The 22,605-nt window shown below is 67.0% G+C and carries 18 protein-coding genes; 2 read left to right on the top strand and 16 right to left on the bottom strand.

Annotation, left to right across the window (positions count from 1 at the left end; all coding sequences use genetic code 11):
* Nucleotides 1–68 precede the first annotated feature (68 nt).
* From IC40_RS0111515 to IC40_RS0111495, 5 genes are all read right to left on the bottom strand, one after another.
* Entirely contained in the window at nucleotides 69–1,322 is a 1,254-nt protein-coding gene (locus tag IC40_RS0111515) for a fatty acid desaturase family protein (RefSeq protein WP_030134860.1), read from the bottom strand.
* Between the two features lie 89 nt (nucleotides 1,323–1,411).
* Nucleotides 1,412–2,578: a ferredoxin reductase gene (locus tag IC40_RS0111510; protein WP_030134859.1), complete on the bottom strand. Its 1,167-nt coding sequence runs from the start codon at nucleotides 2,576–2,578 to the stop codon at nucleotides 1,412–1,414.
* 102 nt (nucleotides 2,579–2,680) lie between these two features.
* Nucleotides 2,681–3,181 (bottom strand): DUF6912 family protein, encoded by a 501-nt coding sequence (locus IC40_RS0111505; RefSeq protein ID WP_030134858.1) that lies wholly within the window; start codon nucleotides 3,179–3,181, stop codon nucleotides 2,681–2,683.
* Between the two features lie 9 nt (nucleotides 3,182–3,190).
* On the bottom strand, nucleotides 3,191–4,969 hold the full coding sequence (locus tag IC40_RS0111500; RefSeq protein WP_036469719.1) for a BCCT family transporter: 1,779 nt from the start codon (nucleotides 4,967–4,969) through the stop codon (nucleotides 3,191–3,193).
* Between the two features lie 44 nt (nucleotides 4,970–5,013).
* The gene (locus IC40_RS0111495; protein ID WP_030134856.1) at nucleotides 5,014–6,423 is read right to left on the bottom strand and encodes a WS/DGAT/MGAT family O-acyltransferase; all 1,410 of its coding nucleotides are present in this window, start codon (nucleotides 6,421–6,423) and stop codon (nucleotides 5,014–5,016) included.
* Between the two features lie 183 nt (nucleotides 6,424–6,606).
* On the opposite strand from IC40_RS0111495, the gene IC40_RS0111490 reads away from it, so the two are divergent.
* Nucleotides 6,607–7,104 (top strand): Rv3235 family protein, encoded by a 498-nt coding sequence (locus IC40_RS0111490; RefSeq protein ID WP_042509962.1) that lies wholly within the window; start codon nucleotides 6,607–6,609, stop codon nucleotides 7,102–7,104.
* Nucleotides 7,105–7,107: 3 nt separating this feature from the next.
* On the opposite strand, the gene secA is transcribed toward IC40_RS0111490, so the two are convergent.
* The 10 genes from secA to ahcY form a co-directional block, all read right to left on the bottom strand.
* Nucleotides 7,108–9,900: a preprotein translocase subunit SecA gene (gene secA / locus IC40_RS0111485; RefSeq protein WP_030134854.1), complete on the bottom strand. Its 2,793-nt coding sequence runs from the start codon at nucleotides 9,898–9,900 to the stop codon at nucleotides 7,108–7,110.
* Nucleotides 9,901–10,093: 193 nt separating this feature from the next.
* Nucleotides 10,094–10,771, bottom strand: a complete 678-nt coding sequence (gene hpf, locus IC40_RS0111480; protein ID WP_030134853.1) for a ribosome hibernation-promoting factor, HPF/YfiA family — start codon at nucleotides 10,769–10,771, stop codon at nucleotides 10,094–10,096.
* Nucleotides 10,772–11,063: 292 nt separating this feature from the next.
* Nucleotides 11,064–11,693: a ComF family protein gene (locus IC40_RS0111475; RefSeq protein ID WP_030134852.1), complete on the bottom strand. Its 630-nt coding sequence runs from the start codon at nucleotides 11,691–11,693 to the stop codon at nucleotides 11,064–11,066.
* A 56-nt stretch (nucleotides 11,694–11,749) separates the two neighbouring features.
* Entirely contained in the window at nucleotides 11,750–13,519 is a 1,770-nt protein-coding gene (gene lpqB / locus IC40_RS0111470) for an MtrAB system accessory lipoprotein LpqB (RefSeq protein ID WP_030134851.1), read from the bottom strand.
* On the bottom strand, nucleotides 13,516–15,192 hold the full coding sequence (mtrB, locus tag IC40_RS0111465; protein WP_036463168.1) for an MtrAB system histidine kinase MtrB: 1,677 nt from the start codon (nucleotides 15,190–15,192) through the stop codon (nucleotides 13,516–13,518). Before mtrB ends, lpqB begins: the two co-directional genes overlap by 4 nt.
* Nucleotides 15,193–15,238: 46 nt before the next feature.
* On the bottom strand, nucleotides 15,239–15,925 hold the full coding sequence (mtrA, locus tag IC40_RS0111460) for a two-component system response regulator MtrA (RefSeq protein WP_019514701.1): 687 nt from the start codon (nucleotides 15,923–15,925) through the stop codon (nucleotides 15,239–15,241).
* 57 nt (nucleotides 15,926–15,982) lie between these two features.
* Complete coding sequence (locus IC40_RS0111455; protein ID WP_030134849.1) at nucleotides 15,983–16,615, bottom strand: dTMP kinase; 633 nt, start codon at nucleotides 16,613–16,615, stop codon at nucleotides 15,983–15,985.
* A 21-nt stretch (nucleotides 16,616–16,636) separates the two neighbouring features.
* Complete coding sequence (locus IC40_RS0111450; RefSeq protein ID WP_051644314.1) at nucleotides 16,637–17,455, bottom strand: tetratricopeptide repeat protein; 819 nt, start codon at nucleotides 17,453–17,455, stop codon at nucleotides 16,637–16,639.
* A gap of 42 nt (nucleotides 17,456–17,497) precedes the next feature.
* Nucleotides 17,498–18,775: a lipase family protein gene (locus IC40_RS0111445; protein WP_042509993.1), complete on the bottom strand. Its 1,278-nt coding sequence runs from the start codon at nucleotides 18,773–18,775 to the stop codon at nucleotides 17,498–17,500.
* A gap of 206 nt (nucleotides 18,776–18,981) precedes the next feature.
* Nucleotides 18,982–20,442, bottom strand: coding sequence for an adenosylhomocysteinase (gene ahcY, locus IC40_RS0111440; protein ID WP_030134846.1), 1,461 nt, complete (start codon nucleotides 20,440–20,442; stop codon nucleotides 18,982–18,984).
* Between the two features lie 286 nt (nucleotides 20,443–20,728).
* Here ahcY and IC40_RS0111435 point away from each other — a divergent pair, with 286 nt between their 5' ends.
* Nucleotides 20,729–21,988: an MFS transporter gene (locus IC40_RS0111435; RefSeq protein ID WP_030134845.1), complete on the top strand. Its 1,260-nt coding sequence runs from the start codon at nucleotides 20,729–20,731 to the stop codon at nucleotides 21,986–21,988.
* On the opposite strand, the gene alkX is transcribed toward IC40_RS0111435, so the two are convergent.
* Complete coding sequence (alkX, locus tag IC40_RS0111430) at nucleotides 21,966–22,598, bottom strand: TetR family transcriptional regulator AlkX (protein WP_030134844.1); 633 nt, start codon at nucleotides 22,596–22,598, stop codon at nucleotides 21,966–21,968. The genes IC40_RS0111435 and alkX overlap by 23 nt on opposite strands.
* Nucleotides 22,599–22,605: the final 7 nt, after the last annotated feature.

The raw sequence follows: 22,605 nt of genomic DNA, 5'->3' as shown, positions 1-22,605 counted from the left end.
GCGTGAACGCAGAACCGCGAGCGGCGTGTCTTGGTGCAGACACGCACGCTCGCGGTTGGGGGTGAAGCTCAGGCGGCGGCTTTTTGCTTACGCCATCCACCGCCGCGGACAGCGGCGATCGCCGACTTCAGGCCACGACGCTTGCCGGTGACCGGATCGACGCCGCCGAAGCCTTCAAGCTCCTCGAACATCCGCTCGCTGCGGGTCTCCGGCGCGTTGTCCCGGGTGTCCTTGAGGTACTTGTCCGGCAGCGACAGCTTGGCGATGGTGCGCCAGGCCTTGCCGTACTGCACCAGGAACGGTCCGGTGGTGTAGGGCAGGTCGTACTTCTCGCACAGCGCCCGCACCTTGATCGAGATGTCGTAGTACCGGTTGCTCGGCAGATCGGGGAACAGGTGATGTTCGATCTGGTGGCACAGGTTGCCGCTCATGAAGCGCAGCACCGGGCCGTTGTCGAAATTGGCGCTGCCCAACATCTGGCGCAGGTACCACTGGCCGCGGGTCTCGCCGACCATGTCGGTCTTGGTGAACTTCTCCGCGCCGTCGGGGAAATGCCCGCAGAAGATGACCGCGTTGGCCCATACGTTGCGGATGATGTTGGCCAAGAAGTTGGCCCGCATCGTCGACTTGTAGGTCGCACCGGGAGACAGCGAGGTCAGCGCGGGCCACAACACGTAGTCCTTGGCGATCTGATGTCCGGCCTTGACGCCGAACTCCTTCATCCGGACCATCGTTGCCGCGCGGTCGTCGCGCCCCTTGAAGATCTTGCCGATCTCCAAGTGCTGCAAGCCGACTCCCCATTCGAACAACGACATCAGCGCCGTGTTGAACAGCAGATTGAAGACGTTCATCGGCTTCCACCTGGCATCCCTGGTGACGCGGATGAGGCCGTAGCCCACATCGTCGTCCATGCCGAGGATGTTGGTGTACTTGTGATGCATGAAGTTGTGGGTGAATCGCCAGTGCTTGGACGCCCCGCCCATGTCCCACTCCCACGAGGAGGAGTGAATCTCGGGATCGTTCATCCAGTCCCACTGGCCGTGCATGACGTTGTGGCCGATCTCCATGTTCTCGATGATCTTGGCCACGCCGAGGGTCGATGCCCCCGCCCACCAGAAGAACCGCTTGGAGCTGGCCGCCAACAGCAGCCGGCCGGTGAGATCCAGACCCCGCTGGAAGGCGATGGTCCGGCGGATGTAGCGGGCGTCGTCGGCGCCACGCGAGTCTTCGATGTCCTGACGGATCGCGTCCAGTTCTGCACCCAGCGCTTCGATATCCGCCTCGGTGAGATGCGCGAATTCCGGTACGTCGGTTACTGCCATGGCGTTCGGCCCTCCTTCCGGTTACTACGGTAGCGTAACCTACGGCACCGTAGGTTACTAGTCAGTAAAAGCTATGCGACCAAAAAGATCTATGCGTCCAACGTGCAGTCGCCCGATGCCGCGGAGACGCAGGTCTGCACCCGCGAACCCGGCTCGTGCTCCACACCGGTGCGCAGATCACGGACATGCCCATCAACCAGGCCGACGACACAGGACTGACAGATACCCATCCGACATCCGAATGGCATCTGGATACCCGCGCCTTCGCCGGCCTCCATCAGCGAGGTGGCGGCATCCGCGGTCACCGTCTTGCCACTGCGCTCGAAGGTGACCGTTCCACCGGTGCCGTGCGGCGCCGCCCGCGAGACGGCGAACCGCTCCAGGTGCAGGCCGCCGGCGATACCGGCCTCGGTCCACACCCGCTCGGCATCGTCGAGCATGGCCTCCGGCCCGCACGCCCAGGCCTGCCGCTCGCGCCAATCCGGCACGACCTCGTCGAGACGGGAAAGGTCGAGCCGGCCCTCGGTCCGGGTGGTGCGCAGCTGCATCCGATAACCCGGGTGGGCATCATGGAGCTCCTTGAGCTCACCGGCGAACATGACATCGGCCTCGGTCGGAGCCGAGTGCACGTGCACGATGTCGGTGATCTGATCGTGGCGGACCAGGGTGCGCAGCATCGACATGACCGGGGTGATACCCGAACCCGCCGTCAGGAACAGCACCTTGGCCGGGGCCGGATCCGGCATGACGAAATTTCCCTGCGGGGCGGCCAGCCGCACGATGGTGCCCGGTGCGACGCCGCCGACCAGGTGGGTCGACAGAAAGCCCTCGGGCATCGCCTTGACCGTGATGGTGATGGTGCGCGGACCGCGCGAGCCGACGCCCGCCTGCCGGTCGCCGCGCACGGGAGCCGAGGTCAACGAGTAGGACCGCCAACGCCAGCGACCGTCGACCAGCAGGCCGATCCCGATGTACTGTCCCGGCGCGTAGTCGAAGGAGAAACCCCAGCCTGGCTTGATGACCAGGGTCGCCGAATCGACCGTCTCCCGGCGCACCTCGACAACCCGGCCGCGAAGCTCGCGGGCCGACCACAGCGGGTTGGCCAGCTTCAGGTAATCGTCGGGCAACAGCGGCGTGGTGATGCGGCCTGCGATGGTCCGCAAGGCATGCCAGCCACGATGCCGGTCCGCGCCGGCGATCGTCGGGCGCACGGTGTCGGCGACCTTGGCCGAGACCTTGATTTCATTCTTGGCCACTGCCTGTTGCTCCTCACGTCCGCGGCTAACCTACGGTACCGTAAGTTACGCGCCCGTACAGAACTTTGCAGACCGGAGATCTGTCTTGCGCAGCGATCTACGTCACAACAGCTCGAGCAGGAATGGCAACTCCTGCGGCGCGTACCAGGCGAGGTCGTGATCCTGGGCATCGCCGACGGCCAACTCCGCGTCCTCATCGCCGAGATCCGCCTCGTCGATCACCTCGATGGCCTTGAGCACCGCGGGTTCGGCCCCGGAATTGTCCACATACGCTGCGACGATATCCTCGATCGCGACCGGACCGGCCAGCCTGACCACGGCATCGTCGAGATCGGGCCGGACCGTCGCACCCTCCACATCGGCGACCAGCACCGCACGCCGCGGCGGTGCGGCGCCGTCGCCCTGCTCACCGGCCAGCAACCGAAGCGAGGCCAAGGCGGCATCGGCAAGGGCAACCTCGGCCAACTCCTCGTCGTCACCCTTGGAATAGGCCTCCCGCAGCGTCGGTGTGACCGCGAATGCGGTGCCGCTGCGGGCATGGATCAGCCGGTCGGTGACCAGCTGCGTCAGCATCGGCAGGGTCGCCGGTATGTAGACACGCACCCGCCGAGACTAACGCTCGGCGCCGCCGTCCGACGCTGCCGTCTCGGTCGGCGCCGTCCCCGTCGACTCCGACTTACCGTCGGCATCGGGGTCCTTCTGGACGGCGAGGACGAAATCGTCACCGTGCTGGGTCACGCCGGCGATCACCGCAGAGTGCACGGCTTCGACCGCGTACTGACGACGCACCATCAGGGGGTCCTGACGCAGATCCTTGACCAGCGCTATCGACAGCCCGATCATCACCACCACGAACGGCAACGCGGCCACGATGGTGATCGACTGCAAACCGGTCAACGCATCCGAACCGCCGGCCAACAACATCACCGCCGCGACCGCGCCGGTCGCGATACCCCAGAAGATCACGGTCTTCCGGCTCGGCTCGATGGTGCCGCGCTCGGACAGCGACCCCATGACCAACGAGGCCGAATCCGCGCCGGAGATGAAGAAGATCGCGACAAGTGCCATCACGACGATGGTCGACACGGTCGCGAAGGGATAGTCACTGAGCAGTCCGAACAGCTGTGCCTCGACCGAACCCTCACCGGCAAGATCCTTGCCGTCACGCTGGGCGGCTATCGCGGCGCCGCCGAAGATGCAGAACCACGCCAGCGAGACCAGGCTGGGCGCCAGCAGGACGCCGGTGACGAACTGACGGATCGTGCGGCCCCGTGAGATACGCGCGATGAACATGCCGACGAACGGGGTCCAGGAGATCCACCACGCCCAGTAGAAGACGGTCCAGCTACCCAGCCAGGCCTCGGTCTCGGCGCCCTCGGCTCCGGTGCGCGCGGCCATCATCGCCAGATCCTGGAAGTAGCTGCCGATCGCGGTGGGCAGGAGGTTGAGCATGAAGATCGTCGGCCCGACGATGAACACGAACAGCGCGAGCACCAGCGCCAGCACCATGTTGATATTCGACAGCCACTGGATGCCGCGGGCCACCCCGGACACGGCGGACAGCACGAACGCACAGGTCAGGATCGCGATGATGCCGATCAGGATGGCGTTGCCGGTTTCCCCGATACCCGCCACGATCTGCAGACCGCTGCGAATCTGCAATGCGCCGAGACCGAGCGAGGCGGCCGATCCGAACAGCGTCGCGAAGATCGCGAGCATGTCGATGACCTTGCCCAGCCCGCCGTTGGCCCGGTCCCCGATCAAGGGTTCGAACGCCGCGCTGATCAGCTGGAAGCGACCCTTGCGGTAGACGCCGTAGGCGATGGCAAGACCGACGACGGCGTAGATGGCCCAGGGGTGCAGGGTCCAGTGAAAGAGCGTGGTGGCCATCGCCGTCTGCACAGCGTTCTGGGCCGCTTCGGTGCCCTCGGGACCTGTTCCCGGCGGCGGGGTCACCAGATGCGACAGCGGTTCGGCGACGCCGAAGAACATCAGGCCGATACCCATACCGGCGCTGAACATCATGGCGATCCAGGACACCGTGCGGAACTCTGGCTCCTCGTCGTCACGGCCCAGCGGGATGTTGCCGAACCGCCCCAGCGCGATCCACAGCACGAACAGGACGAAGCCCGAAGCCACCAACGTGAACAGCCAGCCCGCGTTCGTGAGCACCCAGCCAAGGGCGTCTCCCGACACCGTGGCAAGCCCGTCGGTGTCGACGAAGCCCCAGATCAGGAATGCCACCGCGATCACCGCGGTGATACCGAAGACGTACCAATCGAGGTTGCGTTTGTTGGTCAGCGCGTCCTCGTCGATCGGAACGTCCAGGACGGGATGAGGTATGACGTCGCGCTTGTCTGGTTTCGTATCGTGGCTATCGGTATCAGGCATGGTTGATCCATCAGATACCGCGCGGGGCAACTTCGTCAACTCCGCTAACGACCGGCCTCAAGAAGCTCGTCGAGGGATTCGCGAAGCAACAGCGGCAGCACATCGACATCGCTCATGGCGTCCCGATCGGCGTTGATCCCGAAGTAGAGCATGCCGTTATACGAGGTCACAGCGATGGCAAGAACTTGGTTGGCGAGAAGCGGCGGGACGGCATAGGTCTCAAGAAGTTTTGCGCCCGCGATGTACATCTGCCGCTGCGCTCCGGGCACATTGGTGATCAGCAAATTGAACTGGCGAGCCGAGAAGCTGGTGGCGACCCGGATGCCCATCGCGTGCAGCGTCGGTGGGGCGAACCCCGACAGCGTCACGATGGTGCGGGCGTCCACCAGGCTGGCGGCGCTGGAGTACGACTCGGTGGCATGTGCGATCTGGGAGAGCCGCACCACCGCGTTGCCCTCGCCGACCGGCAGATCGACCAGGAACGGCGAAACCTCGCTGATCGCCTGACCGGGCCCGTCCGAGTCGATCTCCCCGTCGGGATACACCGAGTTGGGCGCCATCGCCCGCACCGTGGAGGTGGCATTGACCGGCTCACCGCGGGAGAGCAACCAGTTGCGCAACGCACCGGCCACCACCGCCAGCACCACATCGTTGACATCGCAGTCGTACCGGGCTCGCAGATCGCGATAATCCTCCAACGCGTGCGCGGCCACTGCCAGGCGCCGGTTGCGCGACACCGTGGTGTTCAGCGGGCTGCTCGGCGCCGTGCCGCGTGCGACGGTGCGCGCCACCTCCGCCACCCGGCGGCCGATATCGACGAGGGCGCCGACATTGGTGATCGTCTCCTGGACCGAGGACCGCAACGCCGCGGCCTGGGCGGTCGGCCGCGTGATCCACTCCCCCACGGCGCCGGCGAGCAGTTGGCCCCCACCGGGCTCCCGAGCCGGAATCCAGATGTCCTCCCCGAACTCCGGCGGTTTCTGGGTGCGATCGGCGATGACGTGCCCGATCTCCAACGCCGACATGCCATTGACCAGCGCCTGGTGCGATTTGGTGTAGATGGCGATCCGGTTGCGGGCCAGCCCTTCGATCAGATACATCTCCCAGAGCGGACGTGATGCGTCCAGGGGCCGGGAGCCGATCCTGGCAATGAGGTCGTGTAACTGGGCATCGCTGCCCGGCGAGGGCAGTGCCGAGCGCCGGACGTGGTAGGTGATGTCGAAATCGTCATCGTCGATCCAGACCGGCCGGGCCAGTCCGAACGGCACCGCACGCACCTTCTGCCGGTAGCGCGGTATCTGGGGCAACCGCTGCTCGACGGTGGCCAGCAGCGTCTCGTAGCCGAGCCCACCGCGCGGTTTGCGCACGATCGACAGCGATCCGACGTACATCGGCGTGGAACTGTTCTCCAGACCGAAGAACGCCGCGTCCGATGCCGACAACCTGGTCACCATCGCGACGCGGACCCCCTTGCTTGATGTCACCGCCACCGTAGCGGCACAGCGCATATCCGCGCATCGCGGGTGTTCACCCGGCACCACCATTTACTGCGCGGTGGTGTGCGCGCCGCGTGGGATCATCAATATGCCTGTCCCCTCCAGCAATTGCCGTATCCGATCCTGCCCGCTGGAGTATGTGTGACATCCATCCCGCAGCACCGCCCACATCCGGTGGTGACCACGCCGATCATCGATTATGAGCCACCGCCGCACGGCGGACCACACCATCGTCAACCCACGATCGGCACGCCACGACGTCGGACACCGCGCCAACTCAGTCCACCGGCGATCACCGGTGAACCACCCGCTCCGACCGCGGCCGCCGTCTTCACCGATGCGGCGTTGCGGCGGGTCCTGGAGGTGCTGGATCGACGCAGACCGACGACCCAGTTGCGCGGCCTGCTCACCCCGGCGCTCATCGACGCCGTCGGCTCACTGGCTCGCTCGCCGCAGGCCGGGCCCACCGCGATACTGCGGCGAATCCGGTTGCGCAGCATCGTCGAAGGGACTGCGACCGCGGTGACGGCGGCCGAGGTGTTCGCGACCTACACCCGGGGCCCCCGGGTGCGGGCGATCGCGGCACGGGTCGAGATCGTCGCCGGCCGCTGGCAGCTGGTCGCGCTGCAGATCGGCTGAGTGTCAGCGCTTCTTGCCGCGGCGCGCCGCGTCGCGACGCTCCTTGCGGGTGCCGCCGCCGGCCGGCCGGTTCGTGCCGCCGCCGGATCGCTTCACCTCTGCCGAGCCGTCCTCGGCCGGGCCGGTGTAGGTCAGCGGCGGTGCGGAACCGTCGTTGATTCCCTTGGCCTGCACGCCCGCCGGGCGTTCCTTGGTGGCGACCTGGCCCTGCTGACCCGCCCCCTGCTGCGCAGCCGCAGCGAACTCGGCCAGCCCCGTCGACATCGGCTGCACCACCGGCGCGGTCTGCGGCGCCGCCTCGACCGCCACGTTGAACAGGAAGCCGACCGACTCCTCCTTGAGACCCTCGAGCATGGCGACGAACATGTCGTAACCCTCGCGCTGGTACTCGACCAGCGGGTCACGCTGGGCCATCGCGCGCAGTCCGATGCCCTCCTTGAGGTAATCCATCTCGTAGAGATGCTCACGCCACTTGCGGTCGATCACGTTGAGCAGGACGTTGCGTTCCAGCTGCCGCATGGCGCCCTCGCCGCCGATGGCGTCGATCTGGGCCTCCCGCTCGGCGTAGGCCCGTTCGGCATCCTTGATCAGCGCGTCGAGCAGTTCCTCGCGGGTCAGCTCGCCGGGTTCACCGATCGCATCGGAGTCGATGAGGTCATGGTGGTCGATGCTCACCGGGTAGAGCGTCTTGAGCGCCTCCCACAGCTTCTCCAGATCCCAATCCTCGGAGTAGCCCTCGGCCGTCGCACCGTCGACATAGGCGGTGATGACGTCGACCATCATGTCGTGCGCCTGCTGTTGCAGGTTCTCGCCCTCCAGGATCATCCGGCGCTCGTCGTAGATGACCGTGCGCTGCCGGTTCATCACCTCGTCGTACTTGAGGACGTTCTTGCGGACCTCGAAGTTCTGCTGCTCGACCTGGGTCTGCGCGCTCTTGATCGCGCGGGTCACCATCTTGGCCTCGATCGGCACGTCCTCGGGCAGGTTCAGCCGGGTCAGCAGGGTCTCCAGCGTCGCGCCGTTGAAGCGGCGCATCAACTCGTCACCCAGCGAAAGGTAGAACCGCGACTCGCCGGGGTCGCCCTGACGACCGGAGCGACCGCGCAGCTGGTTGTCGATGCGGCGCGACTCGTGGCGCTCGGTGCCCAGCACGTAGAGGCCACCGGCGGCACGCACCTCGTCGGCCTCGCCCTTGGCCTCCTCCTTGATGGCGTTGACGGTGGACTCCCAGGCGGCCTCGTACTCCTCGGGCGTCTCCACCGGGTCGAGGCCCTGCTCCTTGAGCCGCTTGTCGGCGAGGAACTCGACGTTGCCGCCGAGCACGATGTCGGTACCGCGACCCGCCATGTTGGTGGCCACGGTGATGGCACCGCGGCGACCGGCCTCGGCGATGATGTTCGCCTCTTGCTCGTGGTACTTGGCGTTGAGGACGTTGTGGGGCACCTTGCGCTTGGTGAACTGCCGCGACAGGTACTCCGAGCGCTCGACGGAGGTGGTGCCGATCAGGACCGGCTGCCCCTTCTCGTATCGCTCCACGACATCGTCGACGACGGCGATGTACTTGGCTTCCTCGGTCTTGTAGATCAGGTCGGACTGGTCTTCGCGGATCATCGGCCGGTTGGTCGGGATCGAGACGACACCCAGCTTGTAGATCTCGTGCAGCTCGGAGGCCTCGGTCTGGGCGGTACCGGTCATGCCGGAGAGCTTCTTGTAGAGGCGGAAGTAGTTCTGCAGTGTGATGGTGGCCAGGGTCTGGTTCTCGGCCTTGATCTCGACACGCTCCTTGGCCTCGATGGCCTGGTGCATGCCCTCGTTGTAGCGCCGGCCCACCAGCACGCGGCCGGTGAACTCGTCGACGATGATGACCTCGCCGTCGCGGACGATGTAGTCCTTGTCGCGCAGAAAGAGTTCCTTGGCCTTCAGGGCGTTGTTCAGATAGCTGACCAGCGGTGAGTTGGCCGCCTCGTAGAGGTTCTCGATACCCAACTGGTCCTCGACGAACTCGACACCGATCTCATGCACACCGATGGTGCGCTTGCGCAGGTCGACCTCGTAGTGGACGTCCTTCTCCATCAGCGGGGCCAGCCGGGCGAACTCGGAGTACCAGTTGGAGGCGCCGTCGGCCGGACCCGAGATGATCAGCGGGGTGCGGGCCTCGTCGATCAGGATCGAGTCGACCTCGTCGACGATGGCGAAGTGATGACCGCGCTGCACCATCTCCTGCACGGAGTGGGCCATGTTGTCGCGCAGGTAGTCGAAGCCGAACTCGTTGTTGGTGCCGTAGGTGATATCGGCGGCGTAGGCCGCCCGGCGCTGGTCCGGGGTCAGCCCGGACAGGATGACGCCGACCTCCAGGCCGAGGAACCGGTGGATGCGGCCCATCTGTTCGCTATCGCGTTTGGCCAGGTAGTCGTTGACCGTGACGATGTGGGTGCCCTTGCCGGTCAGCGCGTTGAGGTAGGCGGGCATCACGCCGGTCAGGGTCTTGCCCTCACCGGTCTTCATCTCGGCCACGTTGCCGAAGTGCAGCGCCGCACCACCCATCAGCTGGACGATGAACGGTTTCTGGCCGAGCACCCGCCAGGCCGCCTCCCGGGCCACCGCGAAAGCCTCGGGCAGCAGGTCGTCGACGTCTTCACCACCGTCGATGCGCTTGCGGAACTCGTCGGTCTTGGCCCGCAGTTCGGCGTCGGAGAGCTTCTCGACGTCCTCGGACAGGGTGTCCACATAGTCGGCCACCTTCTTGAGGCGTTTGACCATGCGGCCTTCACCGAGCCGGAGCAACTTATCGAGCACGCTATTTCCCCTGTGGGTTGACGAATCTGGACGGCCAATGGGCCCGTTCCATCGTAGGCGACCGTTCTGGCAGCCCCCTTGAAAGCGTCCCTGGTGTCCACATGAGTGTCGGCCGACGTCGGTCCGTACATGCACCGAGCCCCCGGCCGGATCGGCCGGGGGCTCGTGCGGACAGCTGGTCAGGCGGGTCGGATCAGGCCAACCGGATCAGACCGTAGTCGTAGGCGTGCCTGCGGTAGACCACCGTGGGCCGGTCCGACTCCTTGTCGTGGAAGAGGAAGAAATCATGTCCGACGAGCTCCATCTCGTAGAGCGCGTCATCGACGCTCATCGGGGTGGACTCGTGGGTCTTGGTTCGCACGATGCGGCCGGGCTCGTGGAAGTCGGCGGGATCGATGGAGAACGGGTCAGGAGCTGCGGGCGCCTCTTCGGGCGGCAGCGTCGCGGTGGCCTCGTGCAGCGACACCGGCGTCTTGTCGCCGTAGTGGATCTTGCGGCGGTCCTTCGTCCGGCGCAACCGTGCCTCGAGTTTGTTGGCCGCCGACTCCAGCGCGGCATAGAAGCTGTCGGCACACGCCTCACCGCGCACCACGGGTCCGCGGCCGCGCGCGGTGATCTCGACGTGCTGGCAGTTCTTGCGCTGACGGCGGTTGCGTTCATGGTCGAGCTCGACATCGAAAAGGTAGATGGTCTTGTCGAAACGTTCGAGCCGAGCCAGCTTCTCCGCGACGTAGATGCGGAAGTGCTCAGGTACCTCGACATTTCGGCCCTTGACCACGACTTCGGCGTTCATGGCCGGCGCGTCAGGGGTATCTTCCCGGTCGTCCATGACCATGGTCGAGCGATCAGATTGCACGGAATTCGTTGACATACTTGACAACTCATTTCTCTCGGCAGTCGCACGCAGAAAGCGTGCCGGATTGTCACAGATACGCCGACGAGAACCGAGCATGCCGCGCGCCCGCCGGCGTCAGGTGTCGAGTTACCACCTCCCACCACAGTCGGGCAGTCCCGATACCGCACGGGCGCCCGTCTTCGGGTGCCGCCGTGAGGTGTTCACGGGTTGTTGGGATCGACCGTAGTCCGAGTTCACCTGACTGTGCCACCTATTTCGCAGACCTGTTTTCAGTTCTTCATCTGCGGGCAACGACGACCCGTGAGAATCACGCGCTCGCCAATGCCAGAACCGCCTGCACAGCAACGCCGGCATCGCGTAATGCCCGCACCGATTCGCTGGCTGTGGCGCCGGTGGTGACGACATCATCGACGATGATCACCGCACCGAGCACCGGGCGTGTCACCCGGACCCGGCCGGCGAGGTTGCGCTGACGTTGGGAACTGGACAGCCCGACGGAGTCCCTGGCAAAGCCCGTCAGCCGCAGCGCCCGGATCACGCCGACACCGGTGAGATCAGCGGTCGCGCGGGCGGCCAACCGCGCCACCGGGTCCCCGCCGCGCCGCCGTGCGGCCAACGTTCGGGTGGGTGCGGCGACGATGGTCAGCGGTGTGTCGATGAGCCCCCAGGCCAGCAGTCGGTCCAGCCCGATGCGCAGGGTCTGGGCCAGCGGTGCCACCAGGTCTGCGCGGCCGTGTTCCTTGACCGCGATGATCGCGTTACGCCGCGCGCCGGCGTAACGGCCGAGGGCCAGCACCGGCACACCGGGATCCAGGCGCGGCGTGACCACCTGCGGCTGGGCGGCCCTGGCGCACAGTTCGGCGGCACACGCCGCGCACCAGCGCGTCGACGGCGCACCGCACCCGCCGCATTCCAGCGGCAGCATCAGATCCAGCACACCCTCAAGTGTCGGCAACAGGTCCGACAATCGGGGTCCCCGTCGCCCGGGCGGACCTAGCCCGGGAGCACGGGTACCGCGCCGGTGACCATCAGCGGTCCGACCTCCGACCAGGTCAGGTCGTTGTCGGCTGCCGACCCGGAGAGCTGGAGGATCCCGCGGCGGTCGGCCACGTAGACCGTGGACGGATTGGCCGCGACCACCGACATGGGCACGGCCAGGTTGCCGTTGGGCCCGTCGGAGTTCACACCGTCGAGATTCACATAGGACACCGGGTGCGCGGCGTCGGTGCGGGTGACGACGATGTCATCGCCGGTCCGCCAGGACAGTGACACCGCGGTGTCACGCAGCCCGAAACCCAGCCGCCGCGGGTAGGTCAGCGCGTATCCCCCGCCGGGGGTCTGCTCCACCCCGGCCAGGATCACCTGTCCGTTGATCACCATGGCCGCGCGCGTGCCGTCGCGCGAGAGCTGCAGTTCGGCGATGGCGCCGGGGAACTTCGTCGCCACGGCGGTGGAATCGACCGGGATGCGCGCCGGCTGCCCGGAGGCGGCCTCCTGTAGGACCCGCACGACGTTGACGCCGTCGACGACGACCCAGATGGCCTCATCCAGCGACCAGGTCGGTCGGGTCAGCGAGCGGCCGTCGAGTGCCTGCGCGGCATCCCCGCCGACCGGTCCTATCCACAGCGAGGAGGCCATGTCCGGGGCATCGCGGCGCAGCACCACCACCGAGGCGACCTGCTGGCCGCTGCGCGACAGGGCCGCGGCGGTCTGGTCGCGCAGCTGCCCGAACGGCCCGGGCACCCGCGGTGCGCGTTGGCCGTCGAGGTAGACCAGGGAGCCGCCGATGAGCGCGTGCAGTCCGGCTCCTGCGCCGTCGGCTGCGCCGGGATCACTGGCCGCGACATCGGCGGTGTCCCAACCCTGGGCGAACCGGTCGTCCAGCGCCGCGCCGTCGGCGTTGATGACATAGGGACCGTTGATACCCGCCCGCGCCAACGTCCAGATGATCTGCGCGGCAAGTAGTTGCCGGGTGTGCGGGTCGGTGGTGGAGAGATTCTCCAGATCGATGCGGGCGCCGCCGTAGCCACGACCCACCCCGGTCTTGCTGCCGTCGGCCCTGGTGACCGGTCCGCGCAACCGCAGCGGGGCGGCGAGCAGGTTGCGCACCGTGTGCGCCATCTCCGGTCGCGGCCCGGTGATCATCTTCGACATCAGTTCGGTGGCAAGCTGATCGGAGTCCGACACCGCGACGTAACGCGGGTCGGGCACCACCGTGTTACCGGTGGGGTCGGTGAAGTACAGGGTATTGCGCCGGTAGGTCTGCTGGAACTGCTGCCAGTCCAGGAAGACTCCGTTGGGCAGCCTGTCGATACGCCATCCGCCGGGCGTCTGCACCAGCTCGATGGGGCCGGGATCGGGCAGCGCGCCCTCGGCGGTCTCGAACACCCCGACATCGGAGAGCGATCCGAGGATATCGGCCGCCATGGTGACCGACACCCGGTCCGGGCGGCGCGTCTCGGTGAACACCACCCGGTCGATCAGCAGCGCGCTGCCAGCGTCATCCCAACCGCGCGAGGCGGATTCGGTGAGAAACTGCCGGGCGGCCAGATGCCGGTTGGCGGGATCGGCGGTGGCCTTGAGGAATTCGCGGAGCAGCACATCGGGTTCCATGCCGGGCGACGGCGTCGGCAACCGCGGCGGCGCCGGGCGGTCGACGGTGCCGATCGCCTGCGGCGCAGACGAACTCGGCACACCAGCGCAACCCGATACCAAGAGGACGGCGGTGACGAACAGGCTCAGCACCACCAGGACGCGTCTCATACGCCCTCCGATTCGCGATCGCGCCTGCCCCGCTCGCCCGCGGTGTCCTTGGCCCTTGCCGCAACGTTGACGGGTTTGAGCGGCAGCGGGCTGGTGGTCACCTTGTGACCGCGCACCAGCGGCAGGGTCAACCGGAAACAGGCGCCGTTGCCCGGTTCGCCCCAGGCCTCCAGTCGTCCCTGGTGCAACCGTGCGTCCTCGATGCTGATCGCGAGCCCGAGACCGGTGCCCCCGGAGCGGCGTACCCGCGACGGGTCCGACCGCCAGAAGCGACTGAACACCAGTTTCTCTTCGCCGGGGCGCAGCCCGACACCGTGATCGCGGACGGTGACGGCGACGGTGTCCTCGTCGGCGGCCATCCGGATCTCCACGGGCTTACGTTCGGCGTGGTCGATGGCGTTGGCGATGAGGTTGCGCAGGATGCGTTCGACCCGGCGGGGGTCGACCTCCGCGATGACGCCGTCGGCGGGCATGTCGACATCCAGCTGCACCGCGGCGTCGGCCGCCAGGTGCCCGACGTTGTCCAATGCGCTCTGCACGGTGGCGCGCAGATCGACCGCCTCGACCGCCAGTTCGGCAACGCCCGCATCGTGTCGGGATATCTCCAGCAGGTCGGCCAGCAGCGTCTCGAACCGGTCCAGTTCGTTGACCATCAGCTCGGTGGACCGCCGCAACGCGGGGTCCAGCTCGTCACTGTGATCGTGGATCAGGTCGGCGGCCATCCGGACCGTGGTGAGCGGGGTACGCAGCTCGTGGCTGACATCGGAGGTGAAGCGGCGCTGCAGATTACCGAACTCTTCGAGCTGGGTGATCTGGCGCGACAGGCTTTCGGCCATATCGTTGAAGGAGACCGCCAGCCGGGCCATATCGTCCTCGCCGCGCACCGGCATCCGCTCGGTCAGGTGACCCTCGGCGAACCGTTCGGCGATGCGTGAGGCCGACCGCACCGGCAACACGATCTGCCGGGCGACCAACAGCGCGATGGCCGCCAACAGTCCGAGCAGCACGATGCCGCCGGTGGCCATGGTGCCGCGCACCAGGGCGATGGTCGATTCCTCGTTGCTCAGCGGGAAGATCAGGTAGAGCTCGAGGTTGGTGACCGTAGAACGCGCCGAGGCACCGGGGCTGCCGACGATGAGGGCGGGTCCGGAGAACCCGTCGGTGTGCACTCCGGCGTACTGGTAGCTCACCTGGCCGGCCTGCACGAAATCCCGGAGCGCGGTGGGTATCTGCTGCACGGGTCCGGCCGCGGTGGCCGCGCGTGGGCCGTCACCGGGGACGACGAGCACCGCGTCATAGGCACCGGCGAGGCCAGGCCCGGCATCGGCTTTGCGATCGATCAGGGTGTTGCGGGCCAGCTGAAGGCTGCTGTCCAGCGACCGGGTTTCCTCGCCGCTGACGATGCCGCTGACGGTGTCGCGGGCGCGCTCGATCTCCTCGGTCGCCGCCCGCACCTTGACTTCCAGGATGCGGTCGGTGATCTGGCTGGTGAGCACGAAACCGAGAACCATGATGACGGCCAGCGACAACCCCAGCGTCAGTGAGACCACCCGCAGCTGCAGTGATCGACGCCAGGCGAAACTGATGGCACGACCGAGCGCACCGAGCCCGCGCCACACCGGCGACGGCCCCCGAAATCGGCTGCGGACCCGACGTCTGGAGCCGAAGATCACGGATGGTGCCGTTCGATCAAGACGACGGCGGTCCCGTCGATCACGGTCACGGCGGGCCGGCCTTGTATCCCACCCCTCGAACGGTCAGCACCACCTGCGGATTCTCCGGATCGGTCTCGACCTTGGCCCGCAGCCGCTGCACGTGCACGTTGACCAGCCGGGTGTCGGCGGGATGCCGGTAACCCCAGACCTGTTCGAGCAGTACGTCGCGGGTGAACACCTGGCGCGGTTTGCGGGCCAGCGCCACCAACAGGTCGAACTCCAGCGGGGTCAGCGAGATCTGCTCGCCGTTGCGGGTGACCTTGTGGGCAGGCACGTCGATGTCGATATCGGCGATCGACAGCATCTCGGCGGGCTCATCATCGTTGCGGCGCAACCGGGCCCGCACCCTGGCGACCAGTTCCTTGGGCTTGAACGGCTTCATGACGTAGTCGTCGGCGCCGGATTCCAGACCCAGCACCACGTCCACGGTGTCGGTCTTGGCCGTCAGCATCACGATCGGCACGCCCGAGTCCGAGCGCAGCACCCGGCAGACGTCGATCCCGTTCATGCCGGGCAGCATGAGGTCCAGCAGAACCAGATCGGGACGGAGCTCACGCACAGCGGTGAGCGCCTGGCTGCCGTCGCCGATGACGGCCGTGTCGAAACCCTCGTTGCGCAGGACGATGGTGAGCATCTCGGCCAGTGACGGGTCGTCGTCGACGACCAGGATCCGTTGCCTCATGGTGACCATGGTGTCACCACAAGGCGACAAAACCAGGGTGCCACGCGGGGTGCCGCGCGGTGAACCTCAGGCCGTCGACATGCCCGCCGCCAGCGCCGCCGCCTCCACATCGGGTCCGACGACGATCCACCGCCCGCCCCAGTCCGCGGCGGCCAACTGGGCGTACACCGCACCGGTGCGCTGCTGCAGTCCGCCGTCGCGCTCATAGGCATCACGCGCGCGGTCGGCCTCCTTCGCCGCCCGGCTGACGGCACGCTCGGCGGCCAGCTCGACCGGAACATCGAGCAGCACTTGATAATCCGGGGCGGGCAACGCGAAACGCCGGTATTCCAGGTCGCCGACCCACTCGACCACGTCACCGTCGCCTGCCTGGCTGAGCCGGGCGGCGCTGTAGGCGGCGTTGGACGCGACATAGCGGTCAAGGATCAGCACATCGTGTTCGGCGAGCAGTCGCCGGATGTCGGCGGCCGCCCCGGAGCGGTCCAGCGCGAACAACATCGCCATCGCATAGACCGACTCGGCGAGGTCACCGTGTCCGCCGCGCAGGGCCTCGGCGGCCAGATCGGCATGGATCGACTCGCCGTAGCGCGGGAACGCCAGGGTGGTCACGGACTTGCCTTCGGTCTCGAACGCCACGCGCAGACCCTCGGTCAACGTCCGCTTGCCTGCCCCGTCGAGGCCCTCGATCACGATGAGCACGCGGCGAGCGTAGCCGACGCGTTACCCGCCGATCACCCATCCGAGGATCGTCAGCCCCACCATCGCGAACAACAGCAGTGCGGGCACGACGGTGGTGAGCGAGGTCGCGCCGAGCGCCGCGACCACCAGCCCGCAGGCACCCGCCAGGGTGAGGAAGATCAACCGCAGCGCCACGAGAATGTGGCGGGCCGAGGCCGCGCGCAAGACCGCCGACGGGACCATCCGCAGTGTCCAGCACACCGCGGCGATCGGAGGCGCGGCCAGGACCGCGGTGAAAACCCTTGCCAGAACTGTCGATTGACCCTGCTCGTGCAGTGTGAAGATGGCGAACATCGCCGCGGCCAGCAGGACCGTGGACGCCGTCGCCATCCGCAGCACGCGGGTAATGGCCAGCGCGATGTTGCCCAGTGCCGTCTGCGTCAGTCCGGGATCCAGCCGCATGGCGTGCAGCAGACCACGCAAGGCCGCGGTGTTGGTGCCCCACCGCAACCTGCTGACCGCCAGGTTGTGCACGGCCAGCCCATGGCCGGGATCGATCCGCAACGCCTGCAGATAGTCGGGTTCGGCGGCGGCCAGCCCGGACACCTTCTGCTGCAGGTCACCGCGCAGCACCCAGGCATCCGCCGATGCCGGGTACAGTCGCAGCGCGTGGTCGACGACGGCCAACGCCTCGGCATGCCGACCGGCCTCGCGCAGCAGGCTGGCGTAGGTGTACTGCGCCAGCGGTGAATCGGGATGGGCCGCGGCGGTCTGCCAAGCCAACATCAGTGCCTCCTGCACCCGACCCTGACCGTAGAGCGTCAACGCCTGCGTCCCGCTGGCGGCGATATCGTCGGCCACTGTTCCCCCATGGTGTCGCCGATTCCGGTTGTCGGGACGACCCTAGAACTGGCCGCAGTTGGGTCTGGTCGGCACCCCGTTGAAGCGGTCGGCAATCCACTGCATCGCGGGCTCACCGTCGACGAGCATGGGCAGCGCATGGTTGACGACGGCCTTGTTCAGGAACGGGGGTTGCTCGTTGGTGCGGAACTCGACGTCGGCACCCTTGGCACACCAGTCCTTGCCGAGTTGGACCGACGGCGCATACGGCACCAGTGGATCGAAACGGTTGTGGTTGATCATCACGGGAGCATTCGGTTTCAGCGTGCCCAGCTTCTGCAGGTCGAGCAGCCCGCGGAACTGGGGATCGGCCAGTAGGACGTCGATCGGTCCGTTGAAGTAGGGCTGCAGATGCCGGAACATGAACTTCGTCAGCGTCTCGGGAACACACTGATCCCTGGTCTTGTCCACGAAGTCCATGCCGCGCGGGGTGAGCAGACCGCGAATCTTGGGTTCCACCTCGGGGTAGGTCTGGAACACGCTGTTGAGCGCGTAGCCGATCACCCCTACCAGCGCGCTGCCATCGGCAAACGGGATCAACGCGGCCAGATCGGCCGGCGGCGCTCCGGCGTAGGTGCCGACGATGTCGAGTTCAGGGGCGTAGGCCGAGGCCAGTTCGGCCGCCGAGGCCGCCGCGCCGCCACCCTGGGAGTAACCCCAGAACGCGACGGGGCCGTCCGGCGGCAGTGAGGTGTCGGGCAGCGCTCTGGCCGCCCGCGCCGCGTCGAGCATCGCCTGGCCTTGGGACAGTCGGTTGACATAGGTGTGGGTGACCCCGATGGTGCCGAGACCCTCGTAATCGGTCATCACGATGGCGAAGCCCCGCGCGACCATGGTCGCGACGAACATCTCCTCGTAGTTGAACGTGAAGTCCAGATACGGCGACCAGTGGATGCCCTGGTTGAAGCCCCGCGAAGGCGCGCACTGATCACCCTGGCCCTGGGTGCCGGGGCCGTAGACGATCAGCGGCCGCGGACCCCGGCCGGGCCACGGCGCCCAGGGTTCGAAGTAGGTGCCGGTAACCACATCGGGGTTGCCGCGGCCGTCGGTGCTGCGGTACATGATGCGGGTGCCGTTGGCCATGATGTGGCCGAGCTGGCCGGACGGCTCCAACACCAGCCGAGATGGTTCGGTGCGAATGAGCGCACCCGGCGGTACATCGGGCAACGGATTCGGTGGCGTGTAGAAGGCGGTGTATTCGTCCTCGTTGTAGTACGGATACCAGTCGTCGGCATGAGCCAATCCGCTTGTCAGACAACCGATGACAACCCCGAAAGACATCACGACGAACAGCGCCCCGGCCCGAATCACTACCGGACAGTAACAAAGAGGTCGCCGATTGACCACGGATTCGTTACGTTTCGTCCGGCGGCAAAGGTGTAACGCCGACCGGCGCGCGCCACGGCCGCGGATCACCCCGGACAGCAGGACGCCGCGACGGCACGTGGCCGTCGCGGCGTCTACTTGCGATCAGATGGGTCGAGCGGTCAGTACCGGTAGTGCTCCGGCTTGTACGGACCCTCGACATCGACACCGATGTACTCGGCCTGATCCTTGGTCAGCTTGGTCAGCGTGCCGCCGAGTGCCTCGACGTGGATCTTGGCGACCTTCTCGTCGAGATGCTTGGCCAGCCGGTAGACCTCGTTGTCGTACTCGTCGTTCTTGGTCCACAACTCGATCTGCGCGATGACCTGGTTGGAGAAGCTGTTGCTCATCACGAACGAGGGATGCCCGGTCGCGTTGCCCAGGTTGAGCAGACGGCCCTCGCTCAGCACGATGATCGACTTGCCCGAGTCACCGAAGGTCCACTCGTCGACCTGCGGCTTGATGTTGATGCGGGTGGCACCCGAGCGCTCCAGGGCGGCCATGTCGATCTCGTTGTCGAAGTGGCCGATGTTGCCGAGGATCGAGTGATCCTTCATCGCCTTCATGTGGTCGAGGGTGATGATGTCCTTGTTACCGGTCGAGGTGATGACGATGTCGGCATCGCCGATCGCCTGCTCGACGGTCACCACGTCATAACCGTCCATCAGCGCCTGCAGGGCGTTGATCGGGTCGATCTCGGTGACCTGGACGCGGGCGCCCTGACCGGCCAGCGACTCCGCGCAGCCCTTGCCGACATCGCCGTAACCGCAGATCAGCACCTTCTTGCCGCCGATGAGGGCGTCGGTGCCGCGGTTGATGCCGTCGACCAGCGAGTGGCGGGTGCCGTACTTGTTGTCGAACTTGCTCTTGGTGACCGAATCGTTGACGTTGATGGCCGGGAACGCCAGCTCACCGGCAGCGGCGAACTGGTACAGCCGCAGCACACCGGTGGTGGTCTCCTCGGTGACACCCTGGACCGACTCGGCGATCTTGGTCCACTTGTCCTTCTCGGTCTCGAAGCGCTCACGCAGCACTCCCAGGAAGACCTTCCACTCGGCCGAGTCGTCCTCTTCGGCGGGCGGGACCACGCCGGCCTTCTCGTACTGCGCGCCGCGCAGCACCATCATGGTGGCGTCGCCACCGTCGTCGAGGATCATGTTGGCGGGCTCATTCGGCCAGGTGAGCATCTGCTCGGCGGCCCACCAGTACTCCTCCAGCGTCTCGCCCTTCCAGGCAAAGACCGGGGTGCCCTTGGGCTCCTCGACGGTGCCGTTGGGGCCGACGACGATCGCGGCGGCGGCATGGTCCTGGGTGGAGAAGATGTTGCAGCTCGCCCAGCGGACCTCGGCACCGAGCGCAACCAGCGTCTCGATCAGCACGGCGGTCTGCACGGTCATGTGCAGCGAGCCGGAGATGCGCGCGCCCTTGAGCGGCTGCACATCGTGGTACTCGCGGCGCAGCTCCATCAGGCCGGGCATCTCGTGCTCGGCCAGCCGGATCTCCTTGCGGCCGAAATCGGCGAGCGAAAGGTCGGCGACCTTGTAGTCGATGCCGTTGCGGACATCGGCGGTCAACGCAGTCATAAGTGGTCAGAGCCCCTTTTGTGTCGTTCGTCATCACTGGAGGCAGGCCTGCACGATACGGCGCGGGCCATGCCGAAACCCGTAGCCTGCGGGCTCGCGGGACAGGGCCAACGCATCACATGGCGCTCTGCCAGCTACGGGGTATCGCCTTACACCGTAGCCGAAAATGCCGCTGTCCAACCCCGTCCCCCGTCCGCGGATCCGCCGATGGTCCCGGATCCGGTTTCGGCGCATCGGAGCCGGGGTACCAAGCCGCTCGCGTTCAGGACAGAGCGGGAGGTCGACCATGCGTGCTCACCCGGCCTCCGGAAACGACGGCACCGTGCGCCGGTCGCTGATATCGCTGGCCGTGCTGAACTTCTTCCTCGCCGACGCGCGCGACGGCCTCGGGCCGTTCCTGGACGCTTTTCTCGCCACTCGCGGCTGGTCATCGGTCGCACTCGGCGCGATCGCCACCACCGGTGGGCTGATCGGGCTGGTGGTCACGCCGCTGTTCGGTGCCCTGGTCGACGGGTCGCGGCGCAAACGCGCACTGGTTGCCGGTCCGGTGATCGTGGTGACCGCGGTGGCATTGCTGACCTTGATCGCCCCGACCGGACCGATCGTGTGGGTCGGCCAGGTCGGTACGGCGGTCGTCGGCGCCGTCATCGGTCCGGCCATGATGGGCCTGACCCTGGGGTTGGTCGGGGAACAGGTGTTCGGCAGGCAGGTCGCCCGCAACGAGTTCTGGAACCATGTCGGCAACGTGGCGTCGCTGACCGCGGTCTTCGTCCTGGTCTCGCTCTACGGGGATCGGGCGATCATCGGGCTGATGCTGGTGACCGCCGCCGGTGCGGTGCTCGCCGCCTTCTGCGTCTCCCCCGCCGATATCGACCACGACACGGCCCGCGGCCTGTCCGAGGCCGATACCGGGGACCGGCCGTCGGGCCTGCGGACCTTGGTCGCGACGCCGGGTCTGGTGGTCTTGGCGCTGGTGCTGCTGATGTTCCACTTCGGCAATGCGCCGATGAGCCGGCTGATCGCCCAGGATTTCGCGATCGAGCTGGGCACCCCGTTCCGCACCACCGCCATCATCACCGGGGTGGCCCAGTTGTCGATGATCGCCGCCGCGGTCGCGGCGCCGGCGGCGATCAGGCGTTTCGGGTTGTCCACGGTGCTGCTCATCGGTCTGTGCGCGCTGCCGATCCGCGGTCTGATCGCCGGCACCATCCCCGGTTTCTGGACGATCTTCCCGGTCCAGATGCTCGACGGGGTCGGTGCCGGGCTGGTCGGCATCGTGACCCCGGTCGCCGTGGAGCGCCTGTTGGCCGGGACCGGAAGGTTCAACGTCGGATTCGCGGCGGTGATGACGGTGCAGGGGGTGGGCGCGTCGTTGAGCAATGTGATCGCCGGGGCGGTGGTGTCCGCGCGCGGCTACCAGGCCGCACACCTGCTCAGCGGTTTGATCGCGGTGACCGCGATCGCGCTGTTCCTGCGTTACCGCAGACTCATCGTGCGGCCGGACCGCGAGAGCCTCGACGGTGTCACTGCGGTCCCGGGTCGATGACGCCGTACCGCTCGGCGAACGGGGACATCAGGCGGGCCAGATCGCGGGCGACGTCGTGGTCGGCCTCCGGCGGCATCGACACGTAGCTCATCGCCAGCCGGACGATCGCGCGGGCGAGCACTCCGGCGTCCTCGTCGGTGGCCTTGATCCAGCTGTTCTGGAAGGTGGTGGTCAGCCGCTGCGAGCAACGGCTGATGATGGGCCCACTGTCGGTCGTGATGATCTGCAGCAGGTCGGGTTTGGCCTCGCCGTTGAGCAGCGAGATGACCAGCGGGTCGGAGGCCGACTCGAAGAAGAAGGCCCGGAAACCCTCCAGGAACGCCTCGTACACCTGCCCGATGTTGTTGGCGATGGCCGCATCGACGGCATTGACCAGACGGTCGGCCAGGCGCAGGGCGTATCCCTGCGCCAGGCCCTGTCGCGAGCCGAACTCGTTGTAGATCGTCTGCCTGCTGATGCCGGCGGCCCGTGCCACATCGGTGAGCGTGATCGAGGACCAGTCACGCACCAGCAGCATCTCGCGCATGCCGTCGAGGATCGAATCGCGCAGCAGCACCCGCGATGCCTCCGCATACGGCACGCGGGTGGCGCCGGACCGCGGTGCGTTCATGACCGCG

The organism is Mycolicibacterium neoaurum ATCC 25795 (assembly GCF_000691525.1).
Lineage (GTDB): Bacteria > Actinomycetota > Actinomycetes > Mycobacteriales > Mycobacteriaceae > Mycobacterium > Mycobacterium neoaurum.
This window is presented reverse-complemented; position numbering and strand designations above follow the sequence as displayed.

Bases quoted from the DNA above. Each gene is read 5' to 3' on its own strand.
- IC40_RS0111515 (WP_030134860.1), bottom strand. From the start codon at position 1,322: ATGGCAGTAACCGACGTACCGGAATTCGCGCATCTCACCGAGGCGGAT.
- IC40_RS0111500 (WP_036469719.1), bottom strand. From the start codon at position 4,969: ATGCCTGATACCGATAGCCACGATACGAAACCAGACAAGCGCGACGTC.
- IC40_RS0111495 (WP_030134856.1), bottom strand. From the start codon at position 6,423: ATGGTGACCAGGTTGTCGGCATCGGACGCGGCGTTCTTCGGTCTGGAG.
- hpf (WP_030134853.1), bottom strand. From the start codon at position 10,771: ATGTCAACGAATTCCGTGCAATCTGATCGCTCGACCATGGTCATGGAC.
- lpqB (WP_030134851.1), bottom strand. From the start codon at position 13,519: ATGAGACGCGTCCTGGTGGTGCTGAGCCTGTTCGTCACCGCCGTCCTC.
- mtrA (WP_019514701.1), bottom strand. From the start codon at position 15,925: ATGGTCACCATGAGGCAACGGATCCTGGTCGTCGACGACGACCCGTCA.
- IC40_RS0111445 (WP_042509993.1), bottom strand. From the start codon at position 18,775: ATGTCTTTCGGGGTTGTCATCGGTTGTCTGACAAGCGGATTGGCTCAT.
- ahcY (WP_030134846.1), bottom strand. From the start codon at position 20,442: ATGACTGCGTTGACCGCCGATGTCCGCAACGGCATCGACTACAAGGTC.
- IC40_RS0111435 (WP_030134845.1), top strand. From the start codon at position 20,729: ATGCGTGCTCACCCGGCCTCCGGAAACGACGGCACCGTGCGCCGGTCG.
- alkX (WP_030134844.1), bottom strand. From the start codon at position 22,598: ATGAACGCACCGCGGTCCGGCGCCACCCGCGTGCCGTATGCGGAGGCA.